This window comes from Pseudomonas sp. DWP3-1-3b3 (assembly GCF_049896305.1).
Classification (GTDB): Bacteria; Pseudomonadota; Gammaproteobacteria; order Pseudomonadales; family Pseudomonadaceae; genus Aquipseudomonas; species Aquipseudomonas azotoformans_A.
Genome location: NZ_JAFCUA010000011.1, coordinates 60,254 through 73,781 on the forward strand (window position 1 = coordinate 60,254; position 13,528 = coordinate 73,781).

A 13,528-nucleotide genomic window follows, 5' to 3' on the forward strand; every position below is an offset into this window, starting at 1 on the left:
CAAGGTGTGTGAGGGACAGCATAGACAATCCCGCCGGGCTTAGTTGTCGTAACCCAGGTTCGGCGCCAACCAACGCTCGGTCACGCTCAGGTCCTGGCCTTTGCGCGCTGTATAGCTCGCCACCTGGTCCTTGTCGATCTTGCCCACGGCAAAGTACTGCGCCTGCGGGTGGGCAAAGTACCAACCGCTGACCGCTGCCGCCGGGAACATCGCGTAGTGCTCGGTGAGGAACACGCCACTGCGGCCCGCTTCCATCTCACGTGCCTCCGGGTCCAGCAGTTGGAACAAGGTGCCTTTCTCGGTGTGGTCCGGGCACGCCGGGTAGCCCGGGGCAGGGCGGATGCCGCTGTACTGCTCCTTAATCAGCGCCTCGTTGTCCAGTTGCTCATCCTTGGCATAACCCCAGTAGTCTTTACGCACTTGCTGGTGCAGCCACTCGGCGCAGGCTTCGGCCAGGCGGTCGGCCAGGGCCTTGACCATGATCGAGTTGTAGTCGTCGCCCGCGTCCTGGTAGGCCTTGGCCACTTCTTCGGCGCCGATGCCGGCGGTGGTGATGAAACCACCGATGTAGTCGGTCACGCCGCTGTCCTTGGGCGCCACGAAGTCGGCCAGGGAGAAGTTCGGCTTGCCGTCGGTCTTGATAATCTGCTGGCGCAAGTGATGCAAGGTCGCCAGCGGCTTGCCGTCTTCGCCGTAAACTTCCAGGTCATCGTCCTTGACTTGGTTGGCTGGCCAGAAACCAAACACTGCACGGGCGCTGATGAGTTTTTCGTCGATCAGCTTGGCGAGCATTTCCTGGGCGTCGGCGTACAACGCGGTAGCCGCTTCGCCGACGACTTCATCGGTGAGGATGCGTGGGAATTTCCCCGCCAGGTCCCAGGAAATGAAGAACGGCGTCCAGTCGATGTACTCGGCCAGCACCTTGAGGTCGATATTGTCCAGCACCTTGGCGCCGGTAAAGGTCGGCACTACCGGCGTGTAGGTGCTCCAGTCGAACTGCGGCTTCTTGGCGATGGCGGCCGGGTAGCTCAGGCGTTCGGTGCGGGCGCTGCGGTTTGCGGTGCGTTCACGCACTTCCACGTATTCTTCGCGGGTACGCTCCACGAAGCCGGCTTTCAGCTCCTTGGACAGCAACTGAGTCGCCACGCCGACCGCACGCGAGGCGTCGGTGACATACACCACGGCATCGTTGCTGTACTTGGGCTCGATCTTCACCGCCGTGTGCGCCTTGGAGGTGGTGGCGCCACCGATCATCAGTGGCAGGTGGAAGTCCTGGCGCTGCATCTCACGGGCCACGTGCACCATCTCGTCCAGGGACGGCGTGATCAGGCCGGACAGCCCGATGATGTCGCACTTCTGCTCCTTGGCCACTTGCAGGATCTTCTCTGCTGGCACCATCACGCCGAGGTCTACGATGTCGTAGCCGTTGCAACCCAGCACCACGCCGACGATGTTTTTCCCGATGTCATGCACGTCGCCTTTTACCGTGGCCATCAGGATCTTGCCCTTGGCTTCCGGCTTGTCGCCTTTTTCCAGCTCGATGAACGGAATCAAGTGCGCCACGGCCTGCTTCATCACACGGGCGGATTTCACCACTTGGGGCAGGAACATTTTGCCCGCGCCAAACAGGTCGCCGACGATGTTCATGCCGGACATCAGCGGGCCTTCGATCACTTCTATAGGCCGTGCGAACGACAGTCGCGACTCTTCGGTGTCCTCGACAATATGCGTGGTGATGCCCTTGACCAGCGCGTGTTCCAGGCGCTTGTTCACCGGCCAGCCGCGCCATTCTTCGGTCTCGGCTTCCTTGACGCTGCCGTCGCCCTTGTACTTGTCAGCGATGGCGAGGAGGGCGTCGGTGCCGTCCGGCGTGCGGTTGAGCACCACGTCTTCCACGGCGTCACGCAGCTCGGCCGGGATCTGGTCGTAGATCTCCAGCTGGCCGGCGTTGACGATGCCCATGGTCAGGCCGTTGCGGATCGCATACAGCAGGAACACCGAGTGGATCGCCTCACGCACCGGGTTGTTGCCACGGAACGAGAACGACACGTTGGACACGCCGCCGGAGCTCAATGCGTAGGGCAGTTCATCGCGGATGTAGGCACAGGCGTTGATGAAGTCGACGGCGTAGTTGTTGTGCTCTTCAATCCCGGTGGCGACCGCGAAGATGTTCGGGTCGAAGATGATGTCTTCCGGCGGGAAGCCGACTTCGTTCACCAGGATGTCATAGGAGCGTTTGCAGATTTCTTTCTTGCGCGCTTCGGTGTCAGCCTGGCCGGCTTCGTCGAACGCCATCACTACCACGGCGGCGCCGTAGCGCTTGCACAGCTTGGCGTGGTGGATGAACTGCTCCACACCTTCCTTCATGCTGATGGAGTTGACGATGCCCTTGCCCTGGATGCATTTGAGGCCGGCCTCGATCACTTCCCACTTGGAGGAGTCGATCATGATCGGCACGCGGGAGATGTCCGGCTCGCCGGCAATCAGATTGAGGAAGGTCACCATGGCCTTCTTCGAATCCAGCATGCCCTCGTCCATGTTGATGTCGATCACCTGGGCGCCGGCTTCCACCTGCTGCAGGGCGACTTCCAGGGCTTCGGTGTAGTTGTCCTCGCGGATCAGGCGGGCGAACTTGGCCGAGCCGGTGATGTTGGTGCGCTCACCGACGTTGACGAACAACGAGCTGCGGTCGATGGTGAACGGCTCCAGGCCCGACAGGCGGCAGGCTTTCGGGATATCCGGGATCTGGCGCGGCGCGTAACCGGCCACGGCCTTGGCGATGGCCTCGATGTGGCCCGGTGTGGTACCGCAGCAACCGCCGACAATGTTCAGAAAGCCGCTCTGGGCGAACTCTTCGATGACCTTGGCGGTTTGTGACGGTAACTCGTCGTACTCGCCGAATTCGTTGGGTAGACCGGCGTTCGGGTGCGCAGAAACGTGGGTGTTGGCCTTGTTCGACAACTCTTCCAGGTACGGACGCAACTCGCTGGCACCCAGGGCGCAGTTCAGCCCCACGGAAATCGGCTTGGCGTGGGCCACGGAGTTCCAGAACGCTTCGGTGGTCTGGCCCGACAGGGTACGGCCGGAGGCGTCGGTGATGGTGCCGGAGATCATGATCGGCAGTTCGATGCTCAGCTCCTCAAACACACCTTGCACGGCAAAGATCGCAGCCTTGGCGTTGAGGGTGTCGAAAATGGTCTCGATCAGGATCAGGTCGGCGCCGCCTTCGATCAGGCCTTTGGTGGCCTCGGTGTAGTTTTCCACCAGCTCATCGAAGGTTACGTTGCGGTAGCCGGGGTTGTTCACGTCGGGCGACAGCGAGCAGGTGCGGCTGGTCGGGCCGAGCACGCCGGCGACGAAACGCGGCTTGGCCGGATTTTCGGCGGTCTTGGCGTCGGCGATCTTGCGCGCCAGGCGTGCGCCTTCTACGTTTAGCTCGTAGGCCAGTTCTTCCATGCCGTAGTCGGCCATGGAGATGCGCGTGGCGTTGAAGGTGTTGGTTTCGAGGATGTCGGCACCGGCATCCAGGTAGGCTTTTTCGATGCCACCGATCACGTCCGGACGGGTGATTACCAGCAGGTCGTTGTTACCCTTGACGTCGCTTGGCCAATCGGCGAAACGTTTGCCACGGTAGTCGTTTTCCTCAAGCTTGTAGCTCTGGATCATCGTGCCCATACCGCCGTCGAGGATCAGGATACGTTCCTTGAGGGCTTGATGAAGGGCTTGCAGACGAACGCTACGATCGGACATGGGACTACTCTGGTCAGGCATTTCGGAGGGCGTGAATCATAACAAACCTGTGCCGATTTAGAGTATGTGCAGTTTTTGCATGAATATCGTTCATGTTGTTGTAGGGTGTGGCCCGGTAGAATCACTGGCAAATTTTCAGCGTACGTATTGAATCGGAACCGGATACATGTCACTTCGCCTCATCACCAGCGCCGTCCTGGCACTGGTCGCCTGCATTGCACAGGCCGACGGACCCGCCCCGGCGATTTCGTACACCCGCGACATTCAACCCATCTTCACCGAGAAATGCGTGGCCTGCCACGCCTGCTACGACTCCGCTTGCCAACTGAACCTGGGCAGCGGCGAAGGCGCAGCCCGTGGCGCCAGCAAAGTGCCGGTCTACGATGGCGAGCGCAGCCAGGCGACGCCGACCACCCGTTTGTTCTATGACGCGTTTGGCAAGCAAGCCTGGCAGCAAAAGGGCTTCTATTCCGTGCTGGACGCCCAGGGCAGCCAGGCAGCCTTGATGGCGCGCATGCTGGAGTTGGGCCATAACGCACCGTTGCAGCCCAACGCCAAGTTGCCTGAAGACATCGTGCTGGGCCTGAACCGTGAAAACATGTGCGCCATGCCGGGTGAGTTCAACGCTTACGCGGGTGCCCATCCCAAGGAAGGCATGCCGTTGGCGGTCACCGGCCTGACGGACCAGCAGTACCAGACCCTGCAACGCTGGCTCGCGTCCGGCGCACCTATCGACGAGCAAGGTCTGGCGCCCAGTGCCAAGGAAGCCCTGCAGGTACAACAGTGGGAAAACCTGTTCAACCAGCCCGGAGCGCGGGAAAGCCTGGTGGCACGCTGGCTGTTCGAGCACTTGTTTCTCGCGCATATCTATTTTGAAAACGGCGAGCCAGGGCATTTCTTCCAGTGGGTGCGCTCGCGTACGCCAAGCGGCCAGCCAATCGACCTGATCGCCACCCGTCGCCCCAATGATGACCCAGGCACCCGTGTGTATTACCGCCTGTGGCCGGTGCAGGGCGTGATCGTGCATAAGACCCACATCACGTACCCGTTCAGTGCCGAGAAGATGGCACGCATTAAAGAGTTGTTCTACGCCGGCAACTGGCAGGTCGACGCCTTGCCGGGCTATGGCCCAGGCCGTCGCGCCAATCCGTTCGAAACCTTCGAAGCCATCCCGGCCAAGGCGCGTTACCAGTTCATGCTGGACAACGCCGAGTACTTCGTACGCACCTTCATCCGTGGGCCGGTGTGCCGTGGGCAGATCGCCACGGACGTGATCCGCGACAACTTCTGGACCCTGTTCCAGGACCCGGAGCACGACCTGTACATCACCGATGCGCGCTATCGCGGCCAGGCCACGCCGTTGCTGGCCATGCCGGGGCAGAACGATGACGTCGGCAGCGTGCTCAGCCTATGGTTGGCTTACCGCGACAAGCGCAATGCTTACGAGGCCCTGCGCCGCGACAGCTACGCCGACTTGCCCCCGCCAAGCTGGTCGAGCCTGTGGGCCGGTAATGACAATGCCTTGCTGAGCATCTTCCGCCACTTCGACAGCGCCTCGGTCACCAAAGGCCTGATCGGCGAAGTGCCGCAAACCATGTGGCTGTTCGACTACCCGCTGCTGGAGCGCACCTATTATCAGTTGGCGGTGAACTTCGATGTGTTCGGCAATGTGTCGCACCAGGCCCAGACCCGATTGTACTTCGACCTGATCCGCAATGGCGCCGAGCAGAACTTCCTGCGCTTGATGCCGGCCGATTCTCGCGATGACTTTATGGATGATTGGTATCAGAACAGCGGCAAACTCAAACTGTGGCTGGACTATGAGGCGATTGATGACGATAAGCCTACCGGCCTGCACCTGAGCGAAAACGATCCGAAGCGCGACTTTGCCAACCAGTTGCTGGCGCGTTACGGCGATTTGAATGCGAGCCCGGATCCGATCAACCGTTGCATGGGTGCCTATTGCTCCCGTGATGGTGTCGACCCCGCCATTCAGGATGCGGAGCAGGCGCTGAGCCGCCTGACGTCACGCCCGGCCGCTGGGCTCAAGGTTATCGATCAATTGCCTGAAGCGACGATGCTGCGGGTTGAGACTGCCAGCGGTCAGCGTGTGGTTTACAGCATGTTGCGCAATCGTGCTCACAGTAATGTGGCGTTTCTGTTGGGTGAGGCTTATCGCTATCAGCCGGGCCTGGATACGGTGACGATTTATCCGGGTGTGCTGAGCAGCTACCCGAACTTTATGTTCAATATTCCGGCCCAGGAAGTGCCGGTGTTTGTGGCTGAAATGGAGCGGGCCAAGGATGCCAAGCGGTTTGAGAAGATTGTGGATCGCTGGGGTGTGCGGCGTAGTCATCCGCTGTTTTGGCAGTATTTCCATGATCTGTCGGCGTATATTCGTGAGACTACGCCGGTGGAGGAGGGGGTGTTGGATATGAATCGGTATGAGAATTTGTGAGATTGTTTCGGAGTACATATCCGTTGCTGCGGTAACGGCTGATATTGGTTCCGCCCTTACGGCGGCTCACTTTTGAAAAGCGCAAAAGTAAGCAAAACGCTCTTGCCCCAACACTCGGCACCTCGCCTAGGCTCGGCATGCCCTCACTCCGGCTTGAATCCGTGGGCCGCCGCGATGGGCCATCCTTGGCCCAGCGCGGCTAACCCGGCGTCCTGCCGGGTTACCCACGGATTCAAGCCTGCGTTCGGCCAGCGTGTTTGACGGGGCGCCTCAGATCAAGATCAAGAGCGACTCGCTTCGCATCGTGGATACGCAGTCCGCTGTAGGAGCCGGCTTGCCGGCGAAAAACGTGAGACCGCCGCGTTTTGTCTGATTCCCCGCGTCATCGTTGAAGACCATCGCAGGCAAGGACTAGGCGTCCCCCCAGCTCCTACAGAGACCGCGTTTGCTTTTGCCTTTGCTTCACACCACTCAAGCCGGCTGTCAGGCCGCTGTGCTTTTGATTTTGATCTTAGGCGCCCCGTCAAACACGCTGGCCGGAATTCGACAGGGATTTGGGGGGTAAACCGGCAGGGATGCCGGTTTAGCCGCCCCGCGCCATGGATGGCGCGTGGCGGCGGCCCCCCAAATCACTGTCGGATTACGGGCACACCGAGCCTAGGCGAGGTGCCGAGTGTTGGGGCAAGAGCGTTTTGCTTACTTTTGCGCTTTTCAAAAGTGAGCCGCTGTAAGAGCGGAACCATAAGCAGCCGTTACCCAAATAACGGATATACACCCAACCCAACCCAACCCCATCAAACCCACCCCAACCAACTCCAGTAAGTCCCCGCAAACACCAACATCAACAAATAACCAACAAGCGTCACCAAAACCCCCACCTTGGCAAACTGCCGCGCCGTAAACGTCCCCGTCCCCAGACACACCATATTCTGCGGCGCATTGATCGGCAGAATAAACCCATAACTCATCACAAACCCCAACAGCATCGTCATCCCCAGCCGACTGAACTCCCCCGGCAATGTCTGCAACACCGCAATCAAAATCGGCAGCAGCGCCGAGGTCAACGCCGTCGCACTGGCAAACCCCAAATGAATCACGATCAAAAACGCCCCCAGAATCGCAAACACCCCCAGCGGCCCCACCTGATCCAACCCCGTGTGCGCCACCACCGCAGCCCCCAACCACTGCCCCGCCTGGGTGGTCAACAGCGCCGTGCCCAGACTGATGCCCACCCCAAACACAATCACCGTGCCCCACGGGATCCGCGACTGCACATCCTTCCAAGTCATCACGCCGATACCCGGCAGCAACAGCAACACCAGCCCCGCGTACGTGGTCGAGGTGGTGTCAAAACTGTGCAAACGCCCTTCCGTGGCCCAGGCCAGCAGCAACATCACCGACACCGTCAACAGGCGCTTCTGCGGCCCGGTCATCGGCCCGATATCTACCAGCGATTGCGCTACCGCCTCCTTGCCACCGGGAATGCTGTCGGTCTCCGGCGGCAGCAACTTGAGCACCAGGAACAGCAACACCGCCGACATGATCAACGCCCACGGCGCCCCCGCGATCAGCCAGTCGATCCACGACACGCGCTGGCCAAGCATCTTGTCCATGAAGCCAACGGTCAGCAGGTTCTGCGCGGCGGCGGTCTGGATGCCAACGTTCCAGATGCTGGTGCCCTGGGCCACCACGATCATGATGCCGGCGGCGATGTTCGAGCGCTTGTCCACGCCGAACGCGGCGATCACCCCCATCATGATCGGCACCACGCAAGCACTGCGCGCGGTGGCGCTGGGCACCACCAGGCTGAGCAGAATGGTCACCGCAATCGCCCCCAGCAGGATGCGTCGGGTGCTGGTGCCGACGCGGCTCAGGGTGACCAGGGCGATGCGTCGGTCCAGGCCGGTGTGGGTCATGGCGGCAGCGATAAACAATGCGCCCGCCACCAGCGCCAGCGCCGGATTGGAGAAGCCGGTCAGCGCCATGCTGATGGCCGGGCTGGTGCCAATCAAATGAGTGGAGTCTTGCAGCGACGGCGCGGTGCCGAGCAGAAAGGCCATCAACGAGGTGATCATGATCGCGCTGGCTTCATAGGACACCGCTTCGGTGATCCACACCACCACGGCAAACGCGAGGATCGCCAGCATGCGGTGCCCGGCCACCGGCAAGTCGGCGGGCAGCGGCAACAGCAGCACACCGGCCATCACCAGCACGGCGATCACCAGGCCCAGGGGTAATTTATAGGATGCCGCGCTCATCGGGTACTCCAAGGCTCTAGATCAAGCCTTGAGCATGGAGCAAAACCATCTGGGACCTGTTGACCTAGGCCAATAACTGACTCAACACGGCGCCCTGCCCTGCAAGGCCAGCAACGCGTTGGCCGGAAGCCTTACGCTACTTGGGTACCGTGAGGCGTCAGGCACGGGCAAAGGCCACGGCTTTCTCAAACTGCTCCGGGGTAGGACGCACACCGGTGTAGAGCACGAATTGCTCCAGGGCCTGGATGGCGATCACTTCCAGTCCAGTAATCACCCGTTTGCCCTTGGCACGGCCACGCACGATAAGCGGAGTTTCGGCGGGGATCGCTACCACATCGAATACAGTCTCGGCAGAGTCCACCGCCTCTGCATCAAACGCCAGTGCGTCCGCCTCAGCCCCGCCGGTCATGCCAATGGGCGTCACGTTGATCAGCATCTGCGGGCGCAGGTCACCCAATTCGGCCAGCCACTCATACCCCAGGTTTTGCGCCAATGCCCGGCCTGCGGTTTCGTTGCGCGCCACGATCACGCCATTGGCGTAGCCGCCATCGCGCAAGGCACTGGCCACGGCTTTGGCCATGCCGCCGCTGCCGCGCAGGGCGAAGGTCGAGTCCTGCGGCACCGCGTGCTTTTTCAGCAGTTGCTCGATGGCGATGTAATCGGTGTTGTAAGCCTTGAGGTGCCCGTCAGTGTTGACGATGGTGTTCAGCGAGTCGATGGCTTGAACCGAATCGTCGAGTTCGTCCACTAAGGCAATGGCAGCCTCTTTGAACGGCATGGAAACCCCGCAACCACGGACGCCCAGCGCGCGGATACCACCGATCGCGCCAGGCAAATCCTGGCTGCTGAAGGCTTTATAGTAGAAGTTCAGACCCAACTGCTCGTACAGGTGGTTATGAAACCGCAGGCCGAAATTCCCGGGGCGCGCCGACAGAGACATGCACAGTTGGGTGTCCTTGTTGGGGTGCATCTGCATGGGTAACTCCTTTGAGTAAGCGATTGGGTACAGACCTTACACAACCTTTACCTAGCGGCTGTGCTGTTTTTCAGAAATACGTTGTCTTAAAAGTATCCCCGCGACATTACTTGAGTCTAACGATTGCAGACCACAAGCGCTGGGGCTAACCGAGGAATGACCATGATTCGTACAATCCCCAAGATCGCCTTGCTGGTTGGCGCACTCGCGATGGCAGGCCAAGCCTCCGCCCACGGTGGTGGTTGGGGTGGGCCGGCCGTATTGGGTGCTTTAGTCGGCGCCGCCGTCGTGGGCTCCGTGGTTGCCAGCCAGCCACGTGAGGTCTACGTGCAGCAGCCGGTGTATGTGCAACCGCAGCCGGTGTATGCCGCGCCGCCGCCGGTCTACTACGCACCGCCACCACCGGTGTATGTGCAGCAGCAGGTGTATTACCGCCCGGCACCGGTGTATTACGGCCCACCGCGTGGCTATTACGGTCCACCACGCGGTTACTACGGCCCTCCCCACGGCTACTACGGTCGCGGCTGGTAATCGGATCGTCTGACAACACAGGCCTCGCAGCGTTGCGGGGCCTTTTTTTGCCTGCAAAGTCCGGATTCAGGGGGTCAAGGTCGTTCTGGGGACAATGCCCGACGCCCAATCGCGCATCATCGACACCAATGTCTACTTGCCCGAACCGGCCTTGCGCTGTCATGTTTGTGTCACGACATACTTCCACTATCGATCCTGTCCACCCAATAACAACAAGGACGACTGACCATGCCCACGCAAAACCCGCACCGCACCGCTGGCCTTTGTACGTCCAGCAAGGTCTATAGCGCCCTCACCGAGCTCAAGCACCTGGAAGGCCACCGCAGCGCCAAGTTCCTCGCGCTGCTGGCGGAAAACCTGGTGCGCAAGGGTCTGCTCAGTGAGCAGGAAGTGGTGCACATGCTCGATCAAGTGGTGGACTGACGCCTCGCGTCGATGACGACTATCGAGACAGGTGATTTTTCCTGCATCACCCCGCCCCGTAAAGTGACCACCATAGCGATTGGAGGTCCATATGCACACTGTTCAAATCATGTCCGTCATCGGCAGCGCCGTTCCCGCCCCTCTGCGCAAGCTGGGTCTGCTTGCCTGCTGGTACCTGGTACGCGATGGCGAAACCATCAGCGGCCCGCTGACATCCCTGTCCGACGCTGAGAAACAGCTGCAACACGCCTCGAATTTCAGGCTCCACGCCTGAGGTTCAGGGTAATGGCAACTTGACTCGCGGCTTGCTCTCCACGAACAACGCCCAGCTGGACATAAACAACGCCGCCACCAAAGGCCCGATCACAAAGCCGTTCAAGCCAAACACCGACAAACCGCCCAGGGTCGAGATCAGGATCAGGTAATCCGGCATCTTGGTGTCCTTGCCCACCAGGATCGGACGCAGCACGTTGTCCACCAGGCCGATCACAAACACGCCAAACAGCGCCAGCACCACGCCTTGCCAGATGGCGCCGCTCAACAGGAAGTAGGCGGCCACCGGCCCCCACACAATCCCCGCGCCCACCGCCGGCAACAGCGACAGAAACGCCATCAGTACCGCCCAGAGCAATGCACTGGGAATATCCAGGAACCAGAAGATAAGCCCGCCGAGCGCACCCTGTGTCACGGCCACCAGCACATTGCCCTTGACCGTGGCCCGCACCACACGATTGAACTTGAGTTGTAACCGGCGCTTCTGCGGCTCGGCCAACGGCACCGCCGTGCGCACCTTGCGTACCAGCTCCGGGCCGTCGCGCAGCAGGAAATACAGCAGGTACAGCATGATGAAAAAGCTCACCAGGAAATCGAACGTACCCTGGCCGAAGCTGAACGCCTGGGTGGCAAAGAACTGGCTGCCCTGCATCGCACTCTTGACGATCTTCTCGCGCAAGCCTTCCAGGTTGCCCATGCCGAAACGGTCCAGCAGGTGCTGGAAGTACGGCGGCAACACATTCTTGAACTGCTCGATATACCCAGCCACGTCCAGCTTGCCGCTTTCGATGTTCTTGTAGAGCGTCGCGCCTTCCTGCACCAACAAGGCACTGGTGATGATCACCGGCAGGATCGCGATGATCAGGCAAGCACTCAAGGTGGCCAGGGAAGTGAGGTTGCGGTTCCAGCCAAAGCGCTGTTGCAGGCGCCGCTGCATCGGCGCAAAGATGATGCCGAGGATCACCGCCCAGAACACCGCGCCGTAGAACGGCAGCAGTATCCAGATAAACGCGATGGTCACCAGGGCAAGCAATAACAGCAAGGTCTTGAATTGCAGGTTGGTTTGATTCATGTCCGGTCCATGTCAGAAAAGCAACGGGCCCATATAGGCCCTGTTGCTTAGTCCGCAGCGAAACCTGGGAGTGCCCTCGGTTATCGAACAAGCATAGACCGCCTCACTGAATCCCCTTCGCCTCCTTCAACAGCGTCTGGATCATCTGCTCCTGAGCGTCATAACGACCTTCGCCAAAATGGGTGTAACGCACCTGCCCTTTGGCGTCGACCAGGTAATGGGCGGGCCAGTACTGGTTGTCGAAGTTGCGCCAGATCGCGTAGTTGTTGTCGATGGCCACCGGATAGGTGATGCCTAGCTTGCGCACCTGGTCCTTGACGTTGCCGATGAGGCGTTCATAGCCGTATTCCGGGGTGTGCACACCGATCACCACCAGGCCGTCCTTCTCATAGGTCTTTGCCCATTGCTTCACGTAGGGCAGCGTGTGCTGGCAGTTGATGCAGTCGTAGGTCCAGAAATCCACCAGCACCACCTTGCCTTTCAAGGATTCGCGGGTGAGTTCAGGGGAGTTGAGCCATTCGACCGCGCCGACCAGCGATGGCATGGCACCCTTGGCATTGTCCCGCGCCGGGTCGGCCTTGACCTTGCTCACCACGTAATCCAGCACTTTGGGGACGGCTTCCAGCACGCCTTGCTCCAGGCTGCTGACGCCTTCGGACGAAGTACCGGCCAGCAGGGTTTTGTCGGCGCCAGTGGAAATCACCACCGCCGCCGCCAGTACCGCCACTCCGGCCCCACGGCGCAGCCAACCGGTCACCGGAATGGAGGCCTTGAGTCGATTGACCAGGCCACGCCCGGCAAAAATCAGCGCGCCAAGGGACAACGCGCTACCCAGGCCGTAGGCCACCAGCAACAGGCTGGTCTGCGCATTGGCACCTTGCAGCATCGCGCTGGTCAGGATCACTCCCAGGATCGGCCCGGCGCACGGCGCCCACAGCAGGCCTGTGGCGACGCCGATCATCACCGACTTCAGCGGGCCGGACAGCGTGCGGCTGTCAGGATCGATACGGTTACCCAACAACACCAAGGGGCGTGCCAGCCAGCCACCGACCCGCGCCGAGATCAGCGACAGCGCAAACAGCCCCATCACGATCAGTGCCACGTGGCGGCCGGTGTTATTGGCCTGAATCACCCATTCCGTGCTGACCACCGCCAGGCTGGACACCAGCGCGAAGGTCAGGACCATGCCGCCGAGCGTCAGCAGGATCGACCGGCGGGAGCGGTCGACGCCGGCGAACAGAAACGGCACCACCGGCAGGATACAAGGGCTGAGGACGGTCAGGATGCCGCCCAGGAATGCGATCAGTAGCATGACGTTCACCTTATGGCTGGAAGGACTCAGTTATCGCCGACGCAACCGTCGCCGAACTTGAGGTAATCGAGCACCTGGGCCTTGTCGTGGGAGTCCAAGTAGGTCATGCGCGCATTCACCACGCCGCAGGCCGGCTTGGAATCCTGGCTCATCGACAGCACTTGCTTGATGTCCAGGTGAGTGCCGTAGTGGTAGGTCTGAGCGGTAACGGCGGCTTCGGCACGGGCCGACAAGGTGCAGATGTTCAGGGCGGCAAACAGGCAGGCGGCGTAGATGGCTTTGGTGTTCATGGTGGTTGACTCCAGGTTCTCAGGGTGGGAGGCGGTGTGCCTCGTTGGAATCAATTAAAAGCCCCTGAGGTATCGCGCCTGTGTCGGAAAACCGCGCGGATAAATCGATACGTATCCACAGCCCACTCCGATACACAGCGATACAAAAAGCCCAAAGGACGATCTGGATCAATAAACCGCCCTCG

Annotated in this window: 10 protein-coding genes; 4 read left to right on the forward strand and 6 right to left on the reverse strand. The window is 60.6% G+C overall.

The features are described 5' to 3' along the window. Nucleotides 1-39: 39 nt before the first annotated feature. Complete coding sequence (metH, locus tag ACP7BX_RS26270; protein WP_314535196.1) at nt 40-3,750, reverse strand: methionine synthase; 3,711 nt, start codon at nt 3,748-3,750, stop codon at nt 40-42. A 166-nt stretch (nt 3,751-3,916) separates the two neighbouring features. Between metH and ACP7BX_RS26275 the strand changes: the two genes are divergently transcribed. Further along, the gene (locus ACP7BX_RS26275; RefSeq protein ID WP_426130182.1) at nt 3,917-6,208 is read left to right on the forward strand and encodes a fatty acid cis/trans isomerase; all 2,292 of its coding nucleotides are present in this window, start codon (nt 3,917-3,919) and stop codon (nt 6,206-6,208) included. Between the two features lie 794 nt (nt 6,209-7,002). On the opposite strand, the gene ACP7BX_RS26280 is transcribed toward ACP7BX_RS26275, so the two are convergent. Further along, nucleotides 7,003-8,466, reverse strand: a complete 1,464-nt coding sequence (locus ACP7BX_RS26280) for a DASS family sodium-coupled anion symporter (protein WP_426127475.1) — start codon at nt 8,464-8,466, stop codon at nt 7,003-7,005. Between the two features lie 157 nt (nt 8,467-8,623). Then, nucleotides 8,624-9,442, reverse strand: coding sequence for a shikimate 5-dehydrogenase (locus tag ACP7BX_RS26285; RefSeq protein WP_038845092.1), 819 nt, complete (start codon nt 9,440-9,442; stop codon nt 8,624-8,626). 156 nt (nt 9,443-9,598) lie between these two features. Between ACP7BX_RS26285 and ACP7BX_RS26290 the strand changes: the two genes are divergently transcribed. The 3 genes from ACP7BX_RS26290 (at nt 9,599) to ACP7BX_RS26300 (ending at nt 10,670) form a co-directional block, all read left to right on the forward strand. Beyond that, complete coding sequence (locus tag ACP7BX_RS26290; protein ID WP_016980060.1) at nt 9,599-9,973, forward strand: hypothetical protein; 375 nt, start codon at nt 9,599-9,601, stop codon at nt 9,971-9,973. Nucleotides 9,974-10,201: 228 nt separating this feature from the next. Continuing rightward, the gene (locus ACP7BX_RS26295) at nt 10,202-10,396 is read left to right on the forward strand and encodes a hypothetical protein (RefSeq protein ID WP_033899765.1); all 195 of its coding nucleotides are present in this window, start codon (nt 10,202-10,204) and stop codon (nt 10,394-10,396) included. A gap of 91 nt (nt 10,397-10,487) precedes the next feature. Beyond that, nucleotides 10,488-10,670: a hypothetical protein gene (locus ACP7BX_RS26300; protein ID WP_033899763.1), complete on the forward strand. Its 183-nt coding sequence runs from the start codon at nt 10,488-10,490 to the stop codon at nt 10,668-10,670. Between the two features lie 3 nt (nt 10,671-10,673). Here the strand turns inward: ACP7BX_RS26300 and ACP7BX_RS26305 are convergent, their stop codons facing one another. The 3 genes from ACP7BX_RS26305 to ACP7BX_RS26315 all read right to left on the reverse strand — a co-directional run bounded on the left by ACP7BX_RS26305 (nt 10,674) and on the right by ACP7BX_RS26315 (nt 13,343). After that, nucleotides 10,674-11,741 carry an AI-2E family transporter gene (locus ACP7BX_RS26305; RefSeq protein WP_269133476.1) on the reverse strand — a complete coding sequence of 356 codons (1,068 nt, stop codon included), beginning with the start codon at nt 11,739-11,741 and terminating at the stop codon, nt 10,674-10,676. A gap of 103 nt (nt 11,742-11,844) precedes the next feature. After that, a complete protein-coding gene (locus tag ACP7BX_RS26310; RefSeq protein ID WP_426127471.1) occupies nt 11,845-13,053 on the reverse strand; it encodes a cytochrome c biogenesis protein DipZ in 1,209 nt (402 codons plus the stop codon). A 26-nt stretch (nt 13,054-13,079) separates the two neighbouring features. Continuing rightward, nucleotides 13,080-13,343: a DUF2790 domain-containing protein gene (locus ACP7BX_RS26315; RefSeq protein WP_426127469.1), complete on the reverse strand. Its 264-nt coding sequence runs from the start codon at nt 13,341-13,343 to the stop codon at nt 13,080-13,082. Nucleotides 13,344-13,528: the final 185 nt, after the last annotated feature.

Coding starts and splice junctions, on each gene's coding strand:
- ACP7BX_RS26300 (WP_033899763.1), top strand. CDS start 10,488: ATGCACACTGTTCAAATCATGTCCGTCATCGGCAGCGCCGTTCCCGCC.
- ACP7BX_RS26290 (WP_016980060.1), top strand. CDS start 9,599: ATGACCATGATTCGTACAATCCCCAAGATCGCCTTGCTGGTTGGCGCA.
- ACP7BX_RS26295 (WP_033899765.1), top strand. CDS start 10,202: ATGCCCACGCAAAACCCGCACCGCACCGCTGGCCTTTGTACGTCCAGC.
- ACP7BX_RS26280 (WP_426127475.1), bottom strand. CDS start 8,466: ATGAGCGCGGCATCCTATAAATTACCCCTGGGCCTGGTGATCGCCGTG.
- ACP7BX_RS26305 (WP_269133476.1), bottom strand. CDS start 11,741: ATGAATCAAACCAACCTGCAATTCAAGACCTTGCTGTTATTGCTTGCC.
- ACP7BX_RS26315 (WP_426127469.1), bottom strand. CDS start 13,343: ATGAACACCAAAGCCATCTACGCCGCCTGCCTGTTTGCCGCCCTGAAC.
- ACP7BX_RS26275 (WP_426130182.1), top strand. CDS start 3,917: ATGTCACTTCGCCTCATCACCAGCGCCGTCCTGGCACTGGTCGCCTGC.
- ACP7BX_RS26310 (WP_426127471.1), bottom strand. CDS start 13,053: ATGCTACTGATCGCATTCCTGGGCGGCATCCTGACCGTCCTCAGCCCT.
- ACP7BX_RS26285 (WP_038845092.1), bottom strand. CDS start 9,442: ATGCAGATGCACCCCAACAAGGACACCCAACTGTGCATGTCTCTGTCG.
- metH (WP_314535196.1), bottom strand. CDS start 3,750: ATGTCCGATCGTAGCGTTCGTCTGCAAGCCCTTCATCAAGCCCTCAAG.